The sequence below is a fragment of the Erythrobacter sp. W302b genome (assembly GCF_046452395.1).
Lineage (GTDB): Bacteria > Pseudomonadota > Alphaproteobacteria > Sphingomonadales > Sphingomonadaceae > Erythrobacter.
Genome location: NZ_JBKFDH010000001.1, coordinates 981,953 through 1,003,993 on the forward strand (window position 1 = coordinate 981,953; position 22,041 = coordinate 1,003,993).

At 64.2% G+C, this 22,041-nt stretch carries 18 protein-coding genes; 11 read left to right on the forward strand and 7 right to left on the reverse strand.

Going from position 1 to position 22,041, the window contains the following annotated elements; translation table 11 throughout:
- Positions 1 to 23 precede the first annotated feature (23 nt).
- From ACLBKT_RS04810 to ACLBKT_RS04830, 5 genes are all read left to right on the forward strand, one after another.
- Positions 24 to 854, forward strand: coding sequence for an LD-carboxypeptidase (locus ACLBKT_RS04810; protein ID WP_410181815.1), 831 nt, complete (start codon positions 24 to 26; stop codon positions 852 to 854).
- A gap of 34 nt (positions 855 to 888) precedes the next feature.
- Positions 889 to 1,827 carry an ACP S-malonyltransferase gene (fabD, locus tag ACLBKT_RS04815; RefSeq protein WP_410181816.1) on the forward strand — a complete coding sequence of 313 codons (939 nt, stop codon included), beginning with the start codon at positions 889 to 891 and terminating at the stop codon, positions 1,825 to 1,827.
- The gene (gene fabG / locus ACLBKT_RS04820; RefSeq protein ID WP_410181817.1) at positions 1,827 to 2,591 is read left to right on the forward strand and encodes a 3-oxoacyl-[acyl-carrier-protein] reductase; all 765 of its coding nucleotides are present in this window, start codon (positions 1,827 to 1,829) and stop codon (positions 2,589 to 2,591) included. The genes fabD and fabG overlap by 1 nt, the downstream gene beginning before the upstream one ends.
- Before the next feature lie 162 nt (positions 2,592 to 2,753).
- Positions 2,754 to 3,881 (forward strand): DNA polymerase III subunit beta, encoded by a 1,128-nt coding sequence (gene dnaN, locus ACLBKT_RS04825; protein WP_410181818.1) that lies wholly within the window; start codon positions 2,754 to 2,756, stop codon positions 3,879 to 3,881.
- Between the two features lie 28 nt (positions 3,882 to 3,909).
- Positions 3,910 to 4,992 (forward strand): DUF2855 family protein, encoded by a 1,083-nt coding sequence (locus ACLBKT_RS04830; protein WP_410181819.1) that lies wholly within the window; start codon positions 3,910 to 3,912, stop codon positions 4,990 to 4,992.
- A gap of 30 nt (positions 4,993 to 5,022) precedes the next feature.
- Here the strand turns inward: ACLBKT_RS04830 and ACLBKT_RS04835 are convergent, their stop codons facing one another.
- Positions 5,023 to 6,789 (reverse strand): N-acyl-D-amino-acid deacylase family protein, encoded by a 1,767-nt coding sequence (locus tag ACLBKT_RS04835; protein ID WP_410181820.1) that lies wholly within the window; start codon positions 6,787 to 6,789, stop codon positions 5,023 to 5,025.
- Positions 6,790 to 6,891: 102 nt separating this feature from the next.
- Here ACLBKT_RS04835 and ACLBKT_RS04840 point away from each other — a divergent pair, with 102 nt between their 5' ends.
- Positions 6,892 to 7,836: a glycerophosphodiester phosphodiesterase family protein gene (locus ACLBKT_RS04840; RefSeq protein WP_410181821.1), complete on the forward strand. Its 945-nt coding sequence runs from the start codon at positions 6,892 to 6,894 to the stop codon at positions 7,834 to 7,836.
- A gap of 36 nt (positions 7,837 to 7,872) precedes the next feature.
- Positions 7,873 to 8,154, forward strand: coding sequence for a DUF427 domain-containing protein (locus ACLBKT_RS04845; protein WP_410181822.1), 282 nt, complete (start codon positions 7,873 to 7,875; stop codon positions 8,152 to 8,154).
- Positions 8,155 to 8,370: 216 nt separating this feature from the next.
- Here the strand turns inward: ACLBKT_RS04845 and ACLBKT_RS04850 are convergent, their stop codons facing one another.
- Together ACLBKT_RS04850 and ACLBKT_RS04855 are read right to left on the reverse strand one after the other, a co-directional pair.
- On the reverse strand, positions 8,371 to 9,231 hold the full coding sequence (locus ACLBKT_RS04850; protein WP_410181823.1) for an alpha/beta fold hydrolase: 861 nt from the start codon (positions 9,229 to 9,231) through the stop codon (positions 8,371 to 8,373).
- A gap of 132 nt (positions 9,232 to 9,363) precedes the next feature.
- Positions 9,364 to 11,061, reverse strand: coding sequence for a PHA/PHB synthase family protein (locus ACLBKT_RS04855; protein ID WP_410181824.1), 1,698 nt, complete (start codon positions 11,059 to 11,061; stop codon positions 9,364 to 9,366).
- A 310-nt stretch (positions 11,062 to 11,371) separates the two neighbouring features.
- On the opposite strand from ACLBKT_RS04855, the gene ACLBKT_RS04860 reads away from it, so the two are divergent.
- The 3 genes from ACLBKT_RS04860 to lepA all read left to right on the forward strand — a co-directional run bounded on the left by ACLBKT_RS04860 (position 11,372) and on the right by lepA (position 18,206).
- On the forward strand, positions 11,372 to 13,996 hold the full coding sequence (locus ACLBKT_RS04860; protein ID WP_410181825.1) for an EAL domain-containing protein: 2,625 nt from the start codon (positions 11,372 to 11,374) through the stop codon (positions 13,994 to 13,996).
- 159 nt (positions 13,997 to 14,155) lie between these two features.
- Positions 14,156 to 16,333 carry a putative bifunctional diguanylate cyclase/phosphodiesterase gene (locus ACLBKT_RS04865; protein ID WP_410181826.1) on the forward strand — a complete coding sequence of 726 codons (2,178 nt, stop codon included), beginning with the start codon at positions 14,156 to 14,158 and terminating at the stop codon, positions 16,331 to 16,333.
- Positions 16,334 to 16,388: 55 nt separating this feature from the next.
- The gene (gene lepA / locus ACLBKT_RS04870) at positions 16,389 to 18,206 is read left to right on the forward strand and encodes a translation elongation factor 4 (protein WP_410181827.1); all 1,818 of its coding nucleotides are present in this window, start codon (positions 16,389 to 16,391) and stop codon (positions 18,204 to 18,206) included.
- A gap of 213 nt (positions 18,207 to 18,419) precedes the next feature.
- On the opposite strand, the gene ACLBKT_RS04875 is transcribed toward lepA, so the two are convergent.
- The 4 genes from ACLBKT_RS04875 to ACLBKT_RS04890 form a co-directional block, all read right to left on the reverse strand.
- Positions 18,420 to 18,584 carry a Flp family type IVb pilin gene (locus ACLBKT_RS04875; protein WP_410181828.1) on the reverse strand — a complete coding sequence of 55 codons (165 nt, stop codon included), beginning with the start codon at positions 18,582 to 18,584 and terminating at the stop codon, positions 18,420 to 18,422.
- A gap of 67 nt (positions 18,585 to 18,651) precedes the next feature.
- A complete protein-coding gene (locus ACLBKT_RS04880; protein ID WP_410181829.1) occupies positions 18,652 to 19,461 on the reverse strand; it encodes a hypothetical protein in 810 nt (269 codons plus the stop codon).
- A 255-nt stretch (positions 19,462 to 19,716) separates the two neighbouring features.
- Positions 19,717 to 19,932, reverse strand: coding sequence for a type II toxin-antitoxin system CcdA family antitoxin (locus ACLBKT_RS04885; RefSeq protein ID WP_410181830.1), 216 nt, complete (start codon positions 19,930 to 19,932; stop codon positions 19,717 to 19,719).
- A 61-nt stretch (positions 19,933 to 19,993) separates the two neighbouring features.
- A complete protein-coding gene (locus ACLBKT_RS04890; protein ID WP_410181831.1) occupies positions 19,994 to 20,896 on the reverse strand; it encodes a hypothetical protein in 903 nt (300 codons plus the stop codon).
- A 213-nt stretch (positions 20,897 to 21,109) separates the two neighbouring features.
- Between ACLBKT_RS04890 and ACLBKT_RS04895 the strand changes: the two genes are divergently transcribed.
- Positions 21,110 to 21,904, forward strand: a complete 795-nt coding sequence (locus ACLBKT_RS04895; protein WP_410181832.1) for an outer membrane protein assembly factor BamD — start codon at positions 21,110 to 21,112, stop codon at positions 21,902 to 21,904.
- The last annotated feature ends 137 nt before the right edge of the window (positions 21,905 to 22,041 follow it).

Genomic DNA, 22,041 nt, shown 5'->3' on the forward strand with positions numbered 1-22,041 from the left:
ACAAGCGCCATAGGCTGTGCCGCATGACGAATATCGCCATCTGCGCCCCCGCCACGCCGATCACCCGCGAGCAACAGACCGCGCTCGAAGAGCTGGTCGCCGCCGAATTCCCCGGGCACCGCGTCACCTTTCACGACCAGTGCTTTGAGCGCGCCGGTCATTTTGCGGGCGATGATCTGCGGCGCCTTTCTGCGCTGCTCGAGTTCGCCAATGATCCGGCCTTCGACGTCGTCTGGTTTGCAAAGGGCGGTTACGGCTCGAACCGCATCGCCGAGGCAGCGGTGGCGCAGATGAACCAGTCCGCGCGGGCGAAGACTTACGTGGGATTCTCCGACTGCGGCTACCTGCTCGCCGCGCTTTACCGGGCAGGGATCGGGCAGAGCGTCCACGGCTCGATGCCGGTCAGCGCGCGTTCGGAGGGCGGGCGGGAGGCGATCCGCCGGGTGCTCAAATGGCTCGGCGGGGATACCAGCGGGGTCGAGCCGAGCCTTGACGGCACGACGCCCGCCGCAGCCTTCAACCTCATCACGCTAGCGATGATTGCCGGCACCCCGCTGATGCCCGATCTGACCGGTCACGTGGTGATGGTCGAGGAAGTGGCCGAACATCTTTATGCCATCGACCGGATGTTCTTCCACCTTGCCGGAACGCTCCCGCGGCTTGCCGGGCTGCGTTTGGGATCGGTGACGGATGTGCCCGAAAACTACGTCGAATTCGGCCAAAGCGAGGAGGATATTGCCCGCTTCTGGTGCGACCGCGCGGGCATTCCGTACCTTGGCCGCGCGCTGATCGGCCATACGTCTGCCAACAGGATTGTGCCCTTCGGTCTTGCCAGCCCGCCCACGCGGACGTAACGGCGCGCCCCAAAACGCATAAAGAGGGTCGTCGATGCGCGCGTTCATTTTTCCGGGGCAGGGCAGTCAGAAAGTCGGCATGGGAGCGGCTCTTGCCGAGGCAAGCGCCGCCGCGCGCGAGGTTTTTGGCGAGGTGGACGAGGCGCTGAAGCAGAACCTGTCAAAGCTCATGCGCGAAGGGCCCGAAGACCGCCTGACCCTGACCGAGAACGCCCAACCTGCGATCATGGCTAATGCCATCGCCACCCTCAGAGTGCTGGAGCGCGACTTCGGGGTGGAACTGCTTGCGACGGCGAACTGCGTCGCGGGCCATTCGCTCGGCGAATACACTGCGCTCGCCGCGATTGGCGCCTTCAGCCTCCCCAACACCGCGCGGCTCCTCAAGCTGCGGGGCTGGGCGATGCAGGCCGCTGTGCCGGTGGGCGAGGGGACGATGGCCGTGCTGCTCGGCGCGGACATCGAACAGGCCAAGGCACTGGCCGAGGCCGCCGCGCAAGGCGAAGTGTGTGAGGTCGCCAACGACAATGACCCCTCGCAGGTCGTGCTGTCGGGGCACACTGGCGCGATCGAGCGGGCGGTTGCGCTCAGCAAGGAGCATGGGATCAAGCGCGGCATGATCCTCAATGTGTCGGCCCCGTTCCATTCCTCGCTGATGGCACCTGCGGCCGAGAAGATGGCCCACGCGCTGGCCGCAACCCCGCCCGGCGCAATGGCCCTGCCGCTCTATGCGAACGTCACCGCTGCCCCCGTTACCGATCCCGAAGAGGAGCGCGCCCGGCTGGTCGAGCAGGTCACGGGCCGCGTGCGCTGGCGCGAAAGCGTGCTTGCCATGCGCGCCGATGGGGTGGAAAGCTTCGTCGAGTTGGGCGGCAAGGTGGTCGGGCCGATGGTGAGCCGCACCGACAAGGAAGCCCAAGTAACGAGCCTCGTGACGATGGCCGATCTTGAGGCCTTTGCGAAGGAGATGGTGTGATGTTCTCACTCAAAGGCATGAACGCACTGGTCACTGGCGCTGCCGGGGGCATCGGTTCGGCCATCGCCCATGCGCTGGCAAGCCAGGGCGCGCGCTTGGCACTTTCGGGCTCCAACGCGGCGAAACTGCGCGCGTTCCGGGACGAGCTCAACGAAGCCTATCCCCATCATGACCACGATGGCCATGTCGAGATCACCTGCGATCTGGGTAACGCCACGCAGGTCGAGGAACTGATCCCGGCGATGCTCGATACGCTCGGGACGATGGACATTCTCGTCAATAATGCCGGGATCACCCGCGACAATCTCGGCATGCGGATGAAGGATGAGGAATGGGATCAGGTGATCCGCATCAACCTCGAAGCCAGCTTCCGCCTGATGCGCGCGAGTGCCAAGCCGATGATGAAGGCGCGGTTCGGGCGGATCATCAACATCACCTCGGTGGTGGGTGCGACCGGCAATCCCGGCCAGATGAACTATTGCGCCGCCAAGGCAGGGCTGACCGGCATGACCAAGGCGTTTGCGCAGGAGGTGGCGAGCCGCGGGATCACCGCCAACTGCGTCGCCCCGGGGTTCATCCGCACCGCGATGACCGCTGCGCTCGATGAAAAGCAGCAGGCCGCGATCAATGGCCGCATTCCGATGGGCCGGATGGGCGAAGGCGCGGAAATCGGCGCTGCGGTTGCCTTCCTCGCCAGCCGTGAAGCGGCCTATGTCACGGGGGAAACGCTGCACGTGAACGGCGGAATGGCGATGCTGGGATAGGGGGCCGGGGCTTCTGCCCTGCCTTATCCCCAGCGGAGTCGCCCCTCGCAAAGCCGCCAACTTGCCCGTGGTGTTGCCTGCGCTAAGGTTTTACGCAGATTCCGGCGCTTGAGGGCGATTCCTTCGCCCCTCTGCCACATACAGGACCGATAGGGACAAGCGATGAAGGCCACGATCGAACGCGCGACGCTGCTGCGGTGCCTTTCCCATGTTCAATCCGTAGTGGAGCGGCGCAACACCATCCCCATTCTCTCGAACGTCCTGATCGACGCCGATGTCGGCGGAAGCGTGCGGGTGATGGCGACCGACCTCGACCTGCAAGTGGTCGAGACCATGAACGCCTCTTCGGTCGATCAGCCGGGCGCAATCACTGTGTCCGCGCACCTGCTGTTCGACATTGCAAGGAAGCTGCCCGAGGGGAGCCAGGTCAGCCTCACCACCAACGACAACCGTCTGGAGGTCAAGGCGGGCCGTTCTAACTTCAAGCTGCCGACCCTGCCGCGGGACGATTTCCCGGTAATCGTCGAGGGCGACCTGCCGACGAGCTTTGAGCTGCCCGCGCGCCTGCTGGCCGAGCTGATCGACCGCACCCGCTTCGCGATCTCGACCGAGGAAACCCGCTACTACCTCAACGGCATCTTCCTCCACGTCACCGACGAGGATGAGCCGCTGTTGAAGGCCGCTGCGACCGATGGCCACCGCCTCGCGCGCTTCACCTTGCCGCGTCCCGAAGGCGCTGCCGGGATGCCGGACGTGATCGTGCCGCGCAAGGCCGTGGGCGAGCTGCGCAAGCTGCTGGATGAAGCGCTGGACAGCAATGTCCTGATCGACCTCAGCGCCAGCAAGATCCGCTTCACGATGGGCGGCGAAGGCGGCGTGGTGCTCACCAGCAAGCTGATTGATGGGACCTTCCCCGATTACAGCCGCGTGATCCCGACCGCGAATGACAAGCTGCTCAAGGTCGATCCCAAGCTGTTCTTCTCTGGCGTTGATCGCGTCGCGACCATCGCCACCGAAAAGACCCGCGCGGTCAAGATCGGGTTGGATAATGATCGCGTGACGCTCTCCGTCACTTCGCCCGACAACGGCACTGCCGCGGAGGAACTGGCGGCCGAATACCGTTCCGAAGGGCTGGAGATCGGTTTCAACGCCAATTATCTCAAGGACATCCTCGGACAGATCGACAGCGACACGGTGGAACTCCATCTCGCCGATGCTGGCGCGCCGACGCTGATCCGCGAAAACGAACAGGCCCGCGCGCTCTATGTGCTGATGCCGATGCGGGTGTAATCCCTGCCTGCAAGGAGGGGAATCGTCGATGAATATAGTGCAGGTTCACGTGCGCAAAGGCGCGCTGACCGACGCCGTGCTGGCTGATGTGCCACCGGCCCCGTTGTCGGACGGTGCGGTGCGCCTTGCCATCGAGAGCTTCTCGGTCACCGCGAACAATGTCACCTATGCGGTCGCGGGTGACAGCTTCAAATATTGGGACTTCTTCCCTGCCCCCGAGGGCTTCGGGATCGTGCCGATGTGGGGCCATGCGCGGGTAATCGAAAGCCGCCATCCCGAGATCGCGGTGGGTGAGCGGGTCTATGGCTATCTGCCGATGGCGAGCCATCTGGATGTGGTGCCGGGGCGTGTCACGGTGGGCGGCTTCCTCGATACCACCGACTATCGCCAGCCGATGAGCCCGGTCTACAACAGCTACACCCGTCTTGCCGCCGACCCGGAACATGATCCGGCGCGCGAGGCGGAGCGGATGATCTTCGGCCCGCTGTTCCGCACCGGCTTCCTGATCGAATATTTCCTGCGCGGCGAGGACTGGTTCGGCGCCGAGCAGCTGATCGTCACCAGCGCGTCGTCGAAGACCGCGCTGGGTCTGGCGAGCGTGGCGCGGCATTCATCGCCGGGCCTCAAGCGGGTCGGCCTCACCTCGAAGGGCAATGTCGCCTTTGTCGAAGCGACCGGACTTTATGACGAAGTCGTCGCCTATGACGACCTGGAGCGCGTGTCAGTCCTGCGGAGTGTGAGTGTTGATTTTGCGGGCAATGCCGGTCTGCTGGCGCAGATCCATCGCCATTTCGATGCCGCGTTGGCGCATTCGGCGTTGGTCGGCATGACCCATATCGAGGCACGCTCGACCTTCGGCGGGGGCGATGCCTTGCCGGGCCCCAAGCCCGCGCTGTTCTTCGCACCGGATCATGCCGTCGCCTTCTTCAAAGCACATGGGGCCGAAGAAGGAAGCAAACTGGTCGCGGCGGCGTGGCACGACTTCCTGAAAGCCGCAGACGGCACCGTCGCGATCGAGCGGCACGCCGGTCTGGAGGCCGCCCGCTCTGTCTTCACCGCCATGGTTGCCGGTCAGATCGACCCGGCCAAGGGGATCGTGATCGAACCCTAGACCGGGACGCTGAGAATAGCGGGCGGCGGATTACTCCGCCGCCTCGGCGAGTTCGACGCGCTGCGGGCCGCGGATCAGCCCGCCGGGGGTCTCGCCCGTCCATTGCCCGTTGCGGAAGGTGACGACGCCGCTCTTGATCGTCGCGACATAGCCCTCGGCCTTCTGGAGCAGCCGCTTGCCGCCCGCCGGAAGGTCGAAGGCGAGCCAGGGTTTGCCGAGTTTCAGCTTGTCCATGTCGATCACATTCAAATCGGCGAGATAGCCGGCCGCGATCACCCCGCGATCCTCGAGCCCGTAGAGCCGCGCCGTATCGCGGCAGTGGCGCTTGATCGCCTGTTCGAGCGTGATTGTCGCGCCCCGCTTGCGGCTCTTCACCCAATGTTCGAGCATGAAGGTCGGCGAGGCCGCATCGCAGATCGTCCCGCAATGCGCGCCGCCGTCCGACAGCGAATTGACCGTGTCATCGGCGTGCTGGAGCGGGTGTAGGAAATCGAGGTTCCCATCGGCGTAGTTAAGGATCGGCAGGTAGATGAACCCCGTGCCGTCGCCCTCGCACAGCAGGTCATAGGCATATTCCTGTGGGCTCACCCCCGCCGCCGCGGCGCGGGCGTTAATGCTGGCGTCGGCGGCGGGTTCGTAGTCGAAATCGGGGTCCATCTCGTATTGCAGCGACCAGCCCATGCTGATCGCCATCACCACCCCGCCGATGTCCTTGGGCGCGTCGGTGTAGTCATTTGGCTCTGCCAGCAGCTGCGCCTTGAACGCCGGGTCGAGCAGCTTCGCGCGCTGTTCCTCCCACGGCAGGTCGGCAATCGCCATCCAGCTCGGGCGGAAGCGGAAGGGGTGGACGGTGCCCTGCCAGGCCATGATGATCCCGTTGCCGCGCAGCGCGATCTGGGCGACGATGTTCGCACCATTATCGTTTTCCGCGCGCATCTGGGCGATCTGTTCGTCAAGCGGGAGTTCCTTGGCGATGGACTGGAGTGCGGCGAAGGTGACGGGGATGCCCGCCTCACGCGAGAGTTGCCCCATCCATTGGAACTCGTTCCATTCGCGCTTCAAATCGCTCGCCATTTCGAACACGGCATAGCCGCCCGCAGCGCGCGCGCGGCCCATCGCCTTGCCGATGGCGATCAGTTCTTCAGGCGTCGCCGTGGTGCCCGGCACCAGCTCGCCATCAACCGACTTGTGCAGCACCGTGCGCGAGGTCGAGAAGCCCAGCGCCCCCGCGCGCACGCCTTCCTCGACGATCCGGCTCATTTCGGCAATGTCCTCGGCGGTCGGCACCGCGCCCGGCTGTTCGCGGTCCCCCAGCACGTAGGCGCGCACCGCGCCGTGGGGGACATGGGTGCCGATATCGACCGTCCTTGGCAGTTTCTCCAGCGCGTCGAGATATTCGGGGAAGGTTTCCCAGTCCCAGGTCATCCCTTCGGCGAGCGCCGTACCGGGAATGTCCTCGACCCCCTCCATCAGGCTGATGAGCCATTCGTGGCGATCAGGCTTGGCGGGCGCGAAGCCGACGCCGCAATTGCCCATCACCACCGTGGTGACGCCGTGCCAGCTGGACGGGGCCATTTCCTTATCCCAGGTGGCCTGCCCATCGTAATGGGTGTGAATGTCGACGAAGCCGGGGGCGACGATCTTGCCGCTCGCGTCGATTTCTTCCGCCGCGCTGCCTGTGATCCGTCCCACTGCTGCGATCAATCCGCCGGAAATCGCGACGTCGCCGGTATAGGCCGGAGCCCCGGTGCCATCGACAATTGTTCCGCCCCGAATGATCAGGTCGTATTGCGCCATTCTGTCTCTCCCTTATTGGGGCGAGGATGACGCAAACGGCGCAGCCCGACAAGGGGTGCGGCATGGTCGATAATGGCAGTGCGGAGGCAAGGGTAAGCAACGATGGGTCGCATGACGATGTGGAAGATCGCTTTGGCAGGCATGGCCGCGATGGCCACCCCGCTCGCCGCGCAGGACAGCGGCGCGTGGCGGTTGACGCCGGAGAGCGACCTGTCGGCCATGCTCGACTGTTTTGAGGCCGCCGGGCAGACCCTCATCTCCGCCCATCGCGGCGGGCCGACCCCGGGCCTGCCGGAAAACGCCATCGTGACGATGGACGCGCTGCTCGCTGCGCATCCGGCGATCATGGAGGTCGACGTCGGCCAGAGCGCTGATGGACGGCTGTTCCTGCTCCACGATGACCGGCTTGATCGCACCACCACCGGCACGGGCGAGGCCGCCGCGCAGGATTGGGCCGTGCTCAGCCAGCTCAAGCTCAAGGACAATTGGGGCTGGGTGACGCCCTATGCGATCCCCACGCTGGCCGATGCGCTGGCATGGGCCAAGGGCCGCTCCGTGCTCCAGATTGATTTCAAGCGCTCGGCCAATGTCGACCAGGTTGTGGCCGAAATCCGCGCAGCCGGGATGGAGCGCAGCGTGATTCTGATCGCCTATTCGGTCGAACAGGCCGCCGCGCTCCACCGCGCCGCGCCGGAAATGCTGCTGTCGGTCTCGATCGATGCGCCCGGCGATGTCGGCGTGCTGAAGGCTGCGGGCATCCCGGAGGAGCGCATGGTGGCCTTCACCGGCACCCGCCTGCCGCGCCCGGAACTTTATCGCGAGCTTGACGGCCAGAACATCGAAGTGATCTTCGGGACGCTGGGCCGCCCGCCGCGCTCGATCGACGCGGTCATCGACCGTTACGGCATGGACGAGCGCTATGCCGAACTCGGCAAGGAAGGCGTGGACATCCTCGCCACCGACCGTCCGCGCGAAGCCGCCGCGGCGCTGGCGGAGGCGGGGCGGTTGCCGAAAGCTGGGCAGTGCGGGGTGAGTCGGGGCGGGTAGCGGCGCCCGTTGCGGGGCGCGGAAGGAGAACGAAGAATGGTCAAGGCAACATGGAACGGCGTCGTCATCGCTGAAAGCGATGATACTGTTGTGGTCGAAGGCAATCATTATTTTCCGCGAACCTCGGTCAGGGCCGAAGTGCTCACGGACAGCACAACGACCACGCATTGCCCGTGGAAGGGCACCGCGCATTACCACAGCATCACCGTGGGAGGCGCGACCAACACTGACGCTGCGTGGTATTACCCGGAACCCAAGTCCGCCGCTGCCGAGATCAAGGATCGCATCGCCTTCTGGCGCGGGGTTGTCGTGGGGTGATGCGGCGCTGGGGGGCGAAGCTGCAAGATATCCCGCTGCGTTCGCAAAACTTTCGTGCGCCGCCGTCCGCATAGCGCCCCCTAACCCACGCGCCCTCCGTCATCCCAGCTTTCGCTGGGATGACGATGATTGCAGAACGCCACCGGCATTCAGCCTTGCGGCCGTGCGGCCGTGCGGCGACCTTGCCAACCAGTGCAAACGTTGGATTGCGTGCGGTTATGCCGCCGCGCGCTTGGCCTCTTTCGCCGTGTCGGGCGCATCCAGAAATTCGCGGATCGCTGCCACGCTTTCGTCAGCGTGGGTCAGCAGGAACAGATGCCCGCCACCCGCAAAGGTGATGAGCCGCGAATTGGGGATCATCGCTTTCAGGATCTTGCCGTTGATGACAGGGACGATCTGGTCATCCTCGCCCATCATGATCAGCGTTTCCTTTTTCATGAAGGGCAGGGCCGGCAGGCTGCTCCAGCCCATCATGCACATCAGCTGATACATGTAGCCGCGCGGGCTGGGCGGCTTCAGACGGCCGATGTGGCTGTCTTTCTGGTGCTCGGCCCCGTCCTTGTCCACCCCGCCGTAAAGCGTGGCGAAGTGTTCGTTCATGAATTCCGGGTCGATATAGCGGCGCGGATCGGCCATCTTGGTGAAGGCGGCGGGGTTGCCAGGCACCATGATCATGCCCGGCGTGGTCGCGATCAGCGTCAATCGCCGGGTGCGGCTCGGGTGTTGCAGCGCAAAGTGCTGCGCCATCGCGCCGCCCCATGACACGCCCATCACATCGACCTCATCCAGGCCATAGCGCGCCAGCAGCTGCGCGGCCGTCCAGCTCATCGTGAAGGGGTTATAGGGGATCAGGGGATCAGGCGATTCGCCGGTTCCCGGCATGTCGAACATCAGGAACCCGCGCTCCGGCAAGGCGGCGGCGAGGGGGGCTACCGCCTCGATATTGGCGCCGATGCCATTGAAGAACAGGATCGGCAGGTGATCGGATGGCATATCGAGCCGCCAGGCCGCAGTCCGTAGCGTCCGACCGCCCACTTGTTCCATTGTGACGACAGCGCCGTCCATTGCATTGGCCACAAAAACCCGTCCTTTCTGAGCGCCGCTATGGGCGCGGGTTGGGCGCGCACGTCGATCCCTAAACGCGCGCGCCCACAAGCTGTTTGCACGCTCAGACCCCTGTCCCCTGAGGCCTTGCGCTGCAGTGCAATATCAGACTTCTTCGATAACGTAGAGTCCCGGCGCCTTATCGGTCGGCTGATAGGTGTCATTGCCAAGGGCGGCGGGCGCAGATTTCTTCTTGCCCGAACGCGCCTGCACCCACTCCATCCACAGCGGCCACCAGCTGCCCTTGACCTCTTCGGTGCCCTGGAGCCACGCGTCGGCGGTTTCCGGGAGCTTGCCCTTCTTGGTCTGAACGAAATACTTGGCCTTGGGGTTGCCCGGCGGGTTGAGGATCGCCTGCATGTGGCCGCTCTGTGAGAGCACGTAGGTCACATCCTTCGACCCGAATAGCTGGGTCGAACGATAGGTCGCCTTCCACGGCGTGATGTGATCGGTCACCCCGCCAAGGATGAACAGATCGGCGGTCACCTTGCTGAGATCGACCTTGTGCCCGGCCATCTCGACCTCGCCTTGCTTGGTGAAGGCAAGCGTTTCGAACAGCGTCAGGAAGTCGCCCATCAGGCTCGACGACAGGTTGGTCGCATCCGCATTCCAGAACAGCACGTCAAACGCCGGTGGGTCCTGCCCGAGCAGGTAATTGTTGATGACGTAGTTCCAGATCAGGTCGTTGGGCCGCAGCCAGGCAAAGCCGCGCGCGAGGTCATCGGCCTTGATGATTCCGGCTTTCTTCGCCCGCTGGCGGGCCAGCGCCATGCCGTTCTCGCTCACGAGTGAGCCGGCCTCGATGTCGGTCGGCTTGGGATGGAGCACGCACACCATCAGCGTCAGCGTGCCGAGGATCGGGTTGCCGGTCGCGGCAAGCTTCGAAGCGAGCACCGCTGCGGTCTGCCCGCCCGAGCACCCGGCCGAAACGTTGACCTTCTTGGAGCCGGTGATCGAGGCGACCACTTCCAGCGCTTTTTCGCAGGCCGCGATGTAATCGGCCATGCCCCAGTGACCCTGTTCCTTGCTCGGATTGCGCCACGAGATGACGAAGGTCTGGATGCCGTTGTCGACCTGCCATTTGATCACGGACTTATCGGGCGACAGGTCGTTGATGTACATCTTGTTGATTTGCGGCGGGATCGTCAGCTGCGGGATCTCGTAGACCTCGTCGGTGGTGGGGGCATATTGCAGCACCTCCATGATCTCGTCGCGGTAGACTACGTTGCCCTTGGACGTGGCGATGTTTTCGCCGATCTTGAACGGGCGCTTGTCGACCTGGCTGACCATGCCTTTGTTGTGGACCAGGTCGTTATAGGCGTTCTGGAGGCCCTTGATCAGGCTGAGGCCGCCCGAGTTGATGATCTGCTTTTGCGCGGTCGGGTTGCCGATCAGCGAGTTGGTCGGCGCGAGGCCATCGAGGATGATGTTGGCGATGAAATTGGCGCGGTTGCGCTCCAGCTCGTCGAGCTCAAGCTCCTCCAGCCAGTTCTTCATCCCTTTCTGCACCGCGAGGTAATATTGGGCGCCTGCCCGGAAAAAGGGGTTGTACTGCCACGCCGGGTCCATGAACCGCTTGTCCTTGGGATCGGGCGCGAGGTCGCTCTTTCCGGTCATGATTTTGACCATGTCCTGCGCCATCGCGGTCGAATGGCGCACGAAGCGCGAGGGATCAGAGGCCGTTTCGCGCAGCAGCAACGCCACCGCACTGACGAAATCCTCGCGGGCCAGGCCCACCAATGGCCCCAGAGCATTGGTGGACTGGGCTGCTTCGTTCTCAAGCTTCACTTCGCTGCGTGCCATGGAATCCCCTTTGTCAGGCCGTCTCGTCCGCTGCCCTGCATGGCAATCGGTTAACGCGGTCCTTGCAGGCCAGAATGCCGCCTCGGCTGCCAAGTTGCAAGCGCGGCGCGCGCGGACGGATTGCAGGGGTGCGGCCCAAAGATGAAAGGATTCATCATCCCGATTAACGCTTTTCTCAACCCTGATCGGGCAGGGTGCCGCAATGGCTGGGGATCCGATCCGAAAATTCGCAACAGTTGATCCCCGTCCCGTTGCCGGGGACGGCGGTGTGCGTTCGGGAGCGAGAGCCAAGGCCACGGCGACAGCGGAGGTGGACGGTGCTGACCTGCGCGCCCGTGGCGAGCGGCGCGGGATCGGGCGGCTCCAGACCGGAAAGATCGCGGGGCTGGAGCACGCGATCGACGAGCCTGCGAGCGAACAGAGTTTCCTTTTGCCGCGCAATGCCGGGGGCATGACCCTGTTTCTGCTGGCCGCCTTTGCTGTCTCGGCAGTGGCCTTTCAAGGCCTGCCTTCGAACCATACACTCGGCGCAGCGCTGGCTTCGGCGGCGCTGTTTGCGTGCGGGTCGCTGTTCGCCGCAACGGAACGCCGCGCCGACAGGTCATTCGCCGCACGGGCACTGGTGGTCGTGGCGGGCATTGTCCTGCCGATGGCGCTGGCGGGTTATGCCTTGGCCGCCTGGGTGAGCGAGGGCTTGCCGTGGCAATGGGCCATCGCAACGCTGCTCTGCATCAACGCGGCCGCCGCCGCGCTGTTCGATATGCGCATCATCTCGCTGTTCTGCGCCAAAATCGCGAGCTGGGCGGGCTTTGCGATGCTGATGCCGGGCATGCTGACCTATGCCGCCTTGATGGCTGCGGCCATAACCATGTCGCTGATCGCGCGGCTCGAATGGAAAGCGGCAGAACAGCGCCGCCTCGCCCGCGAAGCACGTGAGCGGGTTGCCGCGCGCGCCGAAGACATTTTGCGCAGCTTCGAGGAAACCGGGCAGGGCTGGTTTTGGGAGACCGATCGGCGCGGGCTCATCACCTACATCTCGCCCAAGGCTGCCATGGCGATTGGCAAGTCCAGCAACGAAATTGTCGGCCGTCCGCTGAGCGAGATCGTCGATCCCACCCAAAGCGCGGCCGATGCCGAGCGCACGCTCGCGTTCCACCTTTCGGCCCGTTCCGCCTTCCACGATGTCGAGGTCCGCGCCGCCACCACCGGCGACGAACGCTGGTGGGCGCTCGCCGGGCGACCGGTGTATGACAGCTACAAGAACTTCTGCGGCTTCCGCGGCCACGGCACCGATCTGACCGAAAAGCGCCGCAGCGAACAGCAGGTTTCGCGTCTCGCTCACTATGATTCTCTCACCGGCCTCGCCAACCGCGTGCAGATGGGCCAAGCGCTCGAACAAATCCTCGCCGCGCCCAGCGGCCGTGAGCGGGCCTGTGCGGTGCTGATGCTCGATCTGGATCGCTTCAAGCATGTCAATGATACGCTAGGCCATCCCGCTGGCGATGCGCTGCTCAAGCAGGTGGCTCAACGCCTTGAACGCGCCATTGGCCGGGCAGGGCGCTGCGGGCGTCTTGGCGGTGACGAGTTCCAGGTGATCGTCCCGGGCCATCAGGACCGCAAGACGCTCGGCCACATGGCGCAGGAAATCATCAACTCGCTGTCACAGCCCTATGCGATCACCGGTCAAAGCGTCGTCATCGGTGCATCGGTCGGGATCGCACTCGCGCCCGAACATGGCTCGAACAGCGACGAGCTGATCCGAAATGTCGACCTTGCACTCTATGCCGCCAAGGATGCGGGCCGCGGCGTGTATCGCTTCTACGCCGAGGACCTCCACGCCGCGGCCGAAGAGCGCGCCGAGCTCGAACAGGATCTGCGTGATGCAATCGCCAAAGGTGAGTTGGAGCTCTATTACCAACCCGTTGTCTACGCCGCTAATGAGAAGATCGTCGGTTTCGAAGCGCTGATGCGCTGGAACCATCCCAAGCGCGGGTGGATCAGCCCGGCGAAATTCGTGCCCATTGCCGAAGATGCCGGTCTCATCGACCGGATGGGCCAGTGGGCGCTGCGCACGGCCTGCGCCGATCTCGCCCGCTGGCCGCGCTCTATCCGCTGTGCCGTCAACGTCTCGGCGCTCCAATTCGCCAATCCCGAACTGCCGACCATCGTCGCCAATGCGCTGGCGCATGCCGGGGTCGCGCCATCGCGGCTGGAGCTGGAAATCACCGAAAGCGTGTTCCTCACCGACAACGCCGGCACTGACGCCATGTTCAAGGCGCTGAAGCGGGTCGGCGTGCGTCTTGCGCTCGACGATTTCGGGACCGGTTACTCATCGCTCGGCTATCTGAAGAAGGCGCCGTTCGACAAGATTAAGATCGACCGCAGCTTCGTGCAGGGTGCAACCGAAGAAGGCAGCCGCAACGGCGCGATCATCGCCTCGATCACGTCACTGGCCGAAGCGCTGCACATGGACACCACGGCGGAAGGCGTTGAAACGCTCGATGAACTGGAACTGGTACGCCTGCTCGGGTGCAGCCACATACAGGGCTACATCTACTTCAAGCCGATGAATGCCGCAGATGCGACCGCACTGGTTGCAGGCGATCTGGTGGCCGAGGCCGATGGCCCGCAATGCGCGCGCGTGCCCCGCCAGAACCTGCTGCGCAAGGTGACCGTGGTCCACAACAACAACCGGCTCAACGCCACGTTGCGCAATATCTCCGAAAGCGGCGCGATGATCGAAGGCCTGTGGAACATGCCTGCGGGAAGCGCGATGCGGATCGAGTTCTCGGACGACAAATCGGTGACTGCGCAAGTGCGCTGGTCGCGCGAGAACCGCGTCGGGGTAGAGTTCCACGAACCCTTGCGCCGCCGGGCGGATGGTTCCTACGCGGTGCTGAAGGCGCACCGCAGCCAGGGCGCTGGCGGCTGGTAATCCGCGCGGCGGATCGCGGACACGTTAGCAGCGCCTTAGCCATCTCTCGCAAGGGTGGCTGTTAGCGGAAAAATAACCATCGGGCTTTACTCCTTGGCCAACAACGGAGGCGGCCGTGCGGGCTGCTTCCCGATTGAGGTCTGGAGGTTTACCGAGACGATGTCCCTGAAGGGTCTCCTGTCGTCCCGCAATGCCGCGGCTCCCCGCAGCGCGCGTAGTCTTGCCGCCCCGGTTGCCGCTTCGCCGCTGTCCGATGGCGAGCGTCTCGCCATGCTCGATGAGCTTGAACAATCGGGTCTCGGCTGGTTCTGGGCAAGCGATGCAAAGGGCCATCTGACCTATCTGTCCGCTGCTATCGCCGCTCGACTTGATCTCCCGCTTGACGAGTTGCTGGGGCAGCCCCTCAGTACCATTTTCATCGCGGCCGACCGCGAACAGCGCGGCAAGTCGCTGCCGCTGATGCTCGGCGCACACAAGGCCTTTGGCGGCATCGCGGTCCACGCGGCGCGGCGACCCGAAGGCGCGGTGCTGCGCCTGTCCGGACAGCCGGTGACCACCGCCGAAGGACTCTTCGCGGGTTTCCGTGGCACCGGTGTCGACATCACCGAAGAATATCACCGCGAGGAAGAAACAGCGCGCCTCGCCCGCTACGATTCGCTCACTGGCCTCAGCAATCGCCATCGGATGGCGCACCAGATCGAAAGCACGCTGACCGCGTTCAAGGCGGCGCGGCGCAATTGCGCTGTGATGATGATCGACCTCGACCGGTTCAAGCATGTCAACGACACGCTCGGGCATGCGGCAGGGGATGAATTGCTCAAGCAGGTCGCCGCAAGGTTAACCCGCGCGATCGACCGCGAATGCGAGATCGGACGGCTCGGCGGTGACGAGTTTCAGGTGATGCTGCCCGATATCGACGACCGCGGGGTGCTGGGCGAGCTGGCGATGAAGATCATCACCATGCTGCGCCAGCCGTACAGCCTTGAAGACGGCCGCTGCGTCATCGGCGCGTCGGTCGGCATCGCGATCGCCCCGCATGACGGGGTGAGCCGTGAGGAAATCGTGCGCGCGGCCGACCTTGCGCTCTATGCCTCCAAAAATGGCGGGCGCGGGCAATACCGGTTCTTCTCGGGGGAGCTGGAGAACGAGACCATCTTCCGTCGCCGTCTGGAGCAGGACTTGGGCACAGCCCTGCGCGAGGAGCAGCTGTTCCTGCGCTTCGAGCCCATCGTTGAAGCCGCCGCCGGATCGGTCTGCGCGCTTGAGGCGCATGTGTGCTGGACCCACGCCGAGCGGGGTGTGATCGACGAGGAAGAGTTCGCCCAGATCGTTGAAGGCTCCGCCTTGCTCCCCGATGTCGGGCGATGGGCGATTGCCGCAGCGTGCCAGCGTGCGGCCTCCTGGCCTGACACGGTTCGGGTGGCGGTCAATGTGCCGGTCGCGCTGTTCCTCGCCGACAACTTCGTCGACCAGATCGGCGAGGCGATCGACAGCGCCGGACTCAACCCTGCGCGGCTGGAGCTTGAAATCAGCGAAGCCGTGTTCTTCGGCGATGCCAACGTGGTCGACCGCACACTCGCCGCGCTGTTTAAGCTGGGTGTGCGCCTGACGCTTGACGAGTTCGGTTCGGGCTATTCCTCGCTCGCCTATCTGCGTCGGGCGCCGTTTGACAGCATCAAGATCGACCAGAAACTGATCGCCGAGGCCGAACGCCAGGACAGCCGTGAGCTCGGTCTGGTGCGCGCGATTGTGGCGCTCGCCGGTGCGCTCCAGATGGACACCATCGCGAGCGGCATCGAAAGCGCGGACCTGGTGGCAGCCTTGACCGCCAGCGGGGTGCGCTACCTCGAAGGTCCGATTTTCAGCGAACCGGTCGACGAAGATGCCTTGGCCGAAGAGATGGCTGGCGGCACATGGAAGATCGAACCCGGCACCGACCGCACCCGCCGTGCGCGGCGCCGTACGGTGTTCCGCAAGATCCAGGTGATCCATGACGACTATGCCTATGAGGTGACGCTGCGCAACCTCTCGAAGTCGGGCGCGCTGATCCAGGGGCTGGCGGAAGTGCCCAAGGGCACGCAATTCGTGGTCGACCTGGGCGGCGGACAGTTGGCGGTGGCGACGGTGACGCGTGCCAATGGTGATGTGCAGGGGCTGGAGTTCGAGCAATCGCTGATCGAGGACGGATCGGGGGGACTGTGCACCCGCAACCGCGTTTCGCCCTATGCGCTGGCCGCTGCCGGAACCCCACTCGCAGCGCTGGCACCGGGCAGGTTTCTTGGCATGGATCAGGGCGGCGCGATCCCCAAGTTCGGCTATGCCGCACCTTCCGCCTAGGTGTTGCGTTTTTGGCGAATGACATCAGCGGCCCGCGCGGCTACATCGCGCGGCGATGACTGACCTCTCCAAAATCCGCAATTTCTCCATTATCGCGCATATCGACCATGGCAAGTCGACCCTCGCGGACCGGCTGATCCAGTTCACCGGGGGCCTCACCGCGCGTGAGATGTCCGAGCAAGTCCTTGATAACATGGACATTGAGAAGGAGCGCGGCATCACCATCAAGGCGCAGACCGTGCGCCTCACCTACACCGCCAAGAATGGCGAGACCTATCAGCTCAACCTGATGGACACCCCCGGCCACGTCGACTTCGCCTACGAGGTCTCGCGCAGCCTCGCCGCCTGCGAGGGCGCGCTGCTCGTCGTCGACGCCGCGCAGGGGGTCGAGGCCCAGACCCTCGCCAACGTCTACCAATCGATCGAGCACGACCACGAGATCGTCCCCGTCATCAACAAGATCGACCTCCCCGCCGCCGAGCCCGACAAGGTCCGCGCCGAGATCGAGGACATCATCGGCCTCGACGCCTCGGAAGCCGTCCTCGCCTCCGCCAAGTCGGGCATCGGCATCGAGGAAGTGCTCGAGGCCGTCGTCGCCAAGATCCCGCCCCCCAAGGGCACCGCCGAGGCGCCCTTGAAGGCCAGCCTCGTCGATAGCTGGTACGACCCCTATCTCGGCGTTGTCATCCTTGTGCGCGTGATCGACGGCAAGCTCACCAAGGGCCTCCAGATCAAGTTCATGCAGGGCGGCACCCAGCACCTCGTCGACCGCGTCGGCTGCTTCACCCCCAAGCGCACCGACCTCTCGGAACTCGGCCCGGGCGAGATCGGCTTCATCACCGCGCAGATCAAGGAAGTCGAACAGGCCCGCGTCGGTGACACCATCACCACGGTGAAGGGCGGGGCGACCGAGGCGCTGCCGGGCTACAAGGAAGTCCAGCCGGTGGTGTTCTGCGGCCTCTTCCCGGTCGACGCCGCCGACTTCGAGAAGCTGCGCGAAAGCATCGCCAAGCTGCGCCTCAATGATGCGAGCTTCTCCTTCGAGATGGAGTCCTCCGCGGCATTGGGCTTCGGCTTCCGCTGCGGCTTCCTCGGCCTGCTGCATCTGGAGATCATCCAGGAACGGCTTAGCCGCGAATACGACCTCGACCTCATCACCACCGCGCCCTCGGTGGTCTACCGCATCCACCTCGGCCATTCGAAGACCGAGGACGCCAAGACCATCGACATCCACAACCCCGCCGACTGGCCCGACACCAACCGGATCGAGACCATCGAGGAGCCGTGGATCAAGGCGGTGATCTACACCCCCGACGAATACCTCGGCGCGATCCTGAAACTGTGCCAGGACCGCCGCGGCATCCAGACCGAACTCACCTATGTCGGCGGCCGCGCGCAGGTGAGCTACGAACTGCCGCTCAACGAAGTGGTGTTCGACTTCTACGACCGCCTGAAGTCGATCTCGCGCGGCTATGCCTCCTTCGACTACGAACAGATAGGCACCCGCGAGGGCGACCTTGTGAAGATGAACATCCTCGTCAACAACGAGCCGGTCGATGCCCTGTCCCTGATCGTCCACCGCGCGAACGCCGAGGAGCGCGGCCGCGGCATGTGCGAGCGGTTGAAGGACCTCATCCCCCGCCACCTGTTCAAGATCCCGATCCAGGCGGCAATCGGCGGCAAGGTGATCGCGCGTGAGACGATTGCGGCCCTGCGCAAGGACGTGACCGCCAAGTGCTATGGCGGGGATATTTCCCGGAAGAAGAAGCTGCTGGACAAGCAGAAGAAGGGGAAGGCCAGAATGAGAGAATACGGCAACGTCAGTATTCCTCAGGAAGCTTTCATCGCTGCGCTGCGGATGGGGGAGGAGTGAGAGTGAAGCCCCGCGCCTAGCGCAGACGGTCGCAACGCGACCGGCAAGCTAGAAGCGAGTGGCTGCAACTCCGGCCAGCGGGGCGGCGTTAGCCGAACCCGTCTGACGCGGGCCGCGGCTTTGCCGCGGCTAACCTTGATCCTCCCCTTCAGGGGAGGGGGACCACCGAAGGTGGTGGAGGGGCGAACACGCCAGCCCCCCAAGCAACCACCCCTACAAAGTGCTCCCCATCGCGATGCGGACCGTGTCGAACACATCCGAGAGCGTCAACCCGAGCGACTGAAACGCGATCAGCGCCGCAATCGTGATCAGCGCGACGATGAGTCCGTATTCAATGGCGGTAGCGCCTGCCTCATCATCCCGCAGCCGTGTGAACATGGCAAAGCCTTTCAATGCTTTGGGCATTGTGGGGGGTTAACGGTTGCCGAGAGGTGGCGGGGGATGGTTAAGGGATAACCCCCTCTTCGTCTGTCAGCTTGGAAAGTGCCACCATAAAGAAGGCGGCGCACCTAATGATGTGTAACGCTTCGTGTGGGGCGTAGATAGTTTCCACATGCATAGTGGCATTGCGCCAAGGGTTTCTGACTGCATCTAAATGCGCATATAGTCCTTCAAAAGCAACCCCTTCGGAGCCAGGCAGTCGCGAATTTGTCGGCCAAAGTTGATCGATCTGCGACTTAATTGCGCCTAGAAACTTGCTCCAATTTTTTTCCGATGGTTTTAAAGGATCAGGGATCCCAAGTCGCTTTGACAGCGCCCTAATACCTATCTCGAGCACTCGCATTGCATGGAAAACAGACGCTGTATAGCGACCGAAAGCAATACATTTTGCTGCCTCTTCCACTTCGAAAGACGCGCTCGGGAATAGTATAGAGAACCCTTCTGATTGCAAGAGTTCGTCCACTGGACCCATGAAGGGTGACTCTTGCGCCGACAAGGTGAAGAGTTTGATTTCGCTGAGATAGTCTGCAAACCTGCTTTCTATATCGTGCAGAGCTATGGTGGCTTGAACAACGGTCACCTCGCAAGGATTCTGCTCAAGTAAGGTCATAAAGCGATGAGCCGAAACACTTGCTAATCTCGCGCCGATGGCCTGTGCCTCTGCCTCAAACAGCCTGACAGCAGGCAAAACCAAAGCAACGCTCTCAGGAATTAACTTCTCGTCGTTTGCAGCCGACAGCCCGGAATATACTTGGTGTATCCGCGCAAGCGAAGTGGCGGCGCTTAAAAATGATGATGCGTTTAATTCGATCATTTGTCTAATGTTATAGCATGACGCATCGCCCTCAAACCCCAATATGTAAAAAATCCAGCGCCCCTAGCACCGTCTCGGCTTCGCTCGCCAGCGACCCCACCTTGTCCCACAACTCGCGCACCTTAACCGCAGCAAGAAATTGCGCTGATAACTCCCCTCCCGCCTGCGGGAGGGGCTGGGGGTGGGATTGTGCAAGGCTCGCTTCGTTCGCTCCCACCGCTACCCCTCCCGCGAGCGAGGGGGGGAGATAGGCTGTCAGAACAGCCGGTGATCGTGCAATGGCAAACCGTGCTCTTCGAGCCAAGCGTTGCTCGCAACGATAGCGTCTCGATTTACTTGCGGCCACTCGTCGGCGGCAGTTTCGAGAGGATCTTTGGTGGGCGGTGTGCTCATGCCTAACGAGCTACCAGCCCACCGTATCGCCATCAAGTTTGGCACTACGCGACGAACCCTCACCCGCCCCTCCACCATCCCGGATCAAGTCCGGGATGGTCCCCCTCCCCTGAAGGGGAGGATTGGCGCGCCTTGCCTCTCACGGATCAAAACTCTCATCCTTGATCGTCCACTCCGTCCGCGGCGGCGGCGCGGGTTTGGGCTTGCCGTAACTCCACCCCTCCGGCGGGTGCTGCGGCGGTTCCTCCTCCGCCGCGCGCTTCGGTGCGGGCAGAGCAGGCGGCTCGGGTGCGTCGTAGAAGTCGGTCGGGGTGTCGAGGTCGCCGCCCACGATCCGGCGGGTGCGCTCGTCCGCGGCGGCGGCGGCGAGGTCGCGGTCGCGTAGCGCGGCGAAGTGGGCGAAGGCGGCGAGGGTTTCGGCGCTGAGGACGGCGCGGCGCTGCGGGCGTTCGTGTTCGAGGCGGCGGCGGATGTCCTCGATCTTGCGGTCGATGCTTTGGCGGACCTCCTCGGCCGTGACGTTGGGCTTGCTCGCCTCGTGTTCCGCGATCCATTGTTTCTTGAGCCGGTCGAGCTGCATCTGGCTCACCGCGTTGAGGCCCTTCGGCCCGCCACCGGCGGCAAAGCGCTCGGGCGCGCGGTTGCGCAGGATGAACATCAGCAGGGAGTCGTTGCGCTTGATGCGGGTGCCGATGAACTTGCCGTAGGAATAGACCGGCTCCTCGGTGCCGTTCAAGGCGAGGTCCATGGCGACATCCTCGATCCGCTGCACGCCGAGGGCGAGAGCGGCTTCCCAGGCGGCGCGGAACTCCTCGGCGCCGGGCTGGCGGCGCAGGTGGTAGGCCCCCTCGGTGCTCATGTCGACGGCGCGGGCGGCGGCCTTGACCGAGCCGGTGTCGGCCAGCGCCTCGATGAAGCCGCGCTGGCGCTCGGGGGTCCAGCCGTCGTGGCGTTCGCACTGGCGGGGGACGGGGGTGAAGGGGGGCAGCTCTCCGGCGGGGACGGGGAGGCGGGTGGTGCGGGGGTCTTTGCGTCGGGTCATGGGGGCGTCCTTGTGTGCGCACCCGCCTCCACGGGTGCATCCTCGCTATGCGTGCAGCTGCGCTGCACCCGCTGCGGGCGGGCGGTCGCCCTTGCGGTTGCTGGCGCAACCGGCTTGCATCACAAAACGCCGGAGTAGGAAAATGTGCGCGAGGGGCGCGGAGGGGTGCGGCTTCACTTGGCGTTCAGCGCGGGGCTGGCTATAGGGTCGGCCATGCCTATCAAGCTCACCACCCGTCTCGCGCAGATGGCGCTCGCCGCCGCGACCCTTGCGACCCTTTCCGCCTGTGCCGGGAGCACCGAGGGCAAGGACGTCGCCTATGTGGCGCGCGATGTCGAATCGCTCTATGCCGAGGCGCAGCGGCGGCTGGACAAGGGCAACACCTTGCAGGCCGCGGCGCTGTTCGACGAGGTGGAGCGCCAGCACCCCTATTCGCCCTGGGCCCGCCGCGCGCAGCTGATGAGCGCCTTCAGCTATTACATCGCGCGCGATTACAACAAGGCGATCCAGAACGCGCAGCGGTTCCTGTCGATCCACCCGGGCAACAAGGACGCGCCTTACGCCTACTATCTGATCGCGCTCTCCTATTACGAGCAGATCAGCGATGTGAACCGCGACCAGAAGATCACCGAGCAGGCGCAGACCGCGCTGCGCGAAGTCAACCGCCGCTTCCCCCAGACCGAATACGCCGCCGACGCGCGGCTGAAGCTGGATCTGGTGGCGGATCACCTCGCGGGCAAGGAAATGGAGATCGGCCGCCACTACCAGCGCATGGGCCTGTGGCTCGCGGCGGATATGCGGTTCCGCAATGTGGTCGAGAAGTTCGACACCACCAGCCACACGCCCGAGGCGCTCTACCGCCTCACCGAAAGCAGCCTCGCGCTGGGCGTGCGGGAGGAAGCGGTGAAGTATGCCGCGGTGCTGGGGGCGAACTACCCCGGCAGCGAGTGGTACGACCGCGCCTACAAACTGGTCGGCAAGCACGCCGAGGGTGTGACGGCCTCATAGTTTTTCGCTCGCCCCTCCGGGCGAGCCCCCGCGCCATGCGCGCCGCATAGCCGCGCCCGCTGCGGGGCGGCCGGATGACCCGGGCAGCCAAGGGAGGGCGCGGGGCCTTCCGATAGGACTGCTGCTGCCAAGCCCCC

What these genes read in the sequence shown, in the direction of transcription:
- ACLBKT_RS04810 (WP_410181815.1), top strand. Translation starts at nt 24, where the DNA reads ATGACGAATATCGCCATCTGCGCCCCCGCCACGCCGATCACCCGCGAG.
- fabD (WP_410181816.1), top strand. Translation starts at nt 889, where the DNA reads ATGCGCGCGTTCATTTTTCCGGGGCAGGGCAGTCAGAAAGTCGGCATG.
- fabG (WP_410181817.1), top strand. Translation starts at nt 1,827, where the DNA reads ATGTTCTCACTCAAAGGCATGAACGCACTGGTCACTGGCGCTGCCGGG.
- dnaN (WP_410181818.1), top strand. Translation starts at nt 2,754, where the DNA reads ATGAAGGCCACGATCGAACGCGCGACGCTGCTGCGGTGCCTTTCCCAT.
- ACLBKT_RS04830 (WP_410181819.1), top strand. Translation starts at nt 3,910, where the DNA reads ATGAATATAGTGCAGGTTCACGTGCGCAAAGGCGCGCTGACCGACGCC.
- ACLBKT_RS04835 (WP_410181820.1), bottom strand. Translation starts at nt 6,789, where the DNA reads ATGGCGCAATACGACCTGATCATTCGGGGCGGAACAATTGTCGATGGC.
- ACLBKT_RS04840 (WP_410181821.1), top strand. Translation starts at nt 6,892, where the DNA reads ATGGGTCGCATGACGATGTGGAAGATCGCTTTGGCAGGCATGGCCGCG.
- ACLBKT_RS04845 (WP_410181822.1), top strand. Translation starts at nt 7,873, where the DNA reads ATGGTCAAGGCAACATGGAACGGCGTCGTCATCGCTGAAAGCGATGAT.
- ACLBKT_RS04855 (WP_410181824.1), bottom strand. Translation starts at nt 11,061, where the DNA reads ATGGCACGCAGCGAAGTGAAGCTTGAGAACGAAGCAGCCCAGTCCACC.
- ACLBKT_RS04865 (WP_410181826.1), top strand. Translation starts at nt 14,156, where the DNA reads ATGTCCCTGAAGGGTCTCCTGTCGTCCCGCAATGCCGCGGCTCCCCGC.
- lepA (WP_410181827.1), top strand. Translation starts at nt 16,389, where the DNA reads ATGACTGACCTCTCCAAAATCCGCAATTTCTCCATTATCGCGCATATC.
- ACLBKT_RS04875 (WP_410181828.1), bottom strand. Translation starts at nt 18,584, where the DNA reads ATGTTCACACGGCTGCGGGATGATGAGGCAGGCGCTACCGCCATTGAA.
- ACLBKT_RS04880 (WP_410181829.1), bottom strand. Translation starts at nt 19,461, where the DNA reads ATGATCGAATTAAACGCATCATCATTTTTAAGCGCCGCCACTTCGCTT.
- ACLBKT_RS04885 (WP_410181830.1), bottom strand. Translation starts at nt 19,932, where the DNA reads ATGGTGGAGGGGCGGGTGAGGGTTCGTCGCGTAGTGCCAAACTTGATG.
- ACLBKT_RS04890 (WP_410181831.1), bottom strand. Translation starts at nt 20,896, where the DNA reads ATGACCCGACGCAAAGACCCCCGCACCACCCGCCTCCCCGTCCCCGCC.
- ACLBKT_RS04895 (WP_410181832.1), top strand. Translation starts at nt 21,110, where the DNA reads ATGCCTATCAAGCTCACCACCCGTCTCGCGCAGATGGCGCTCGCCGCC.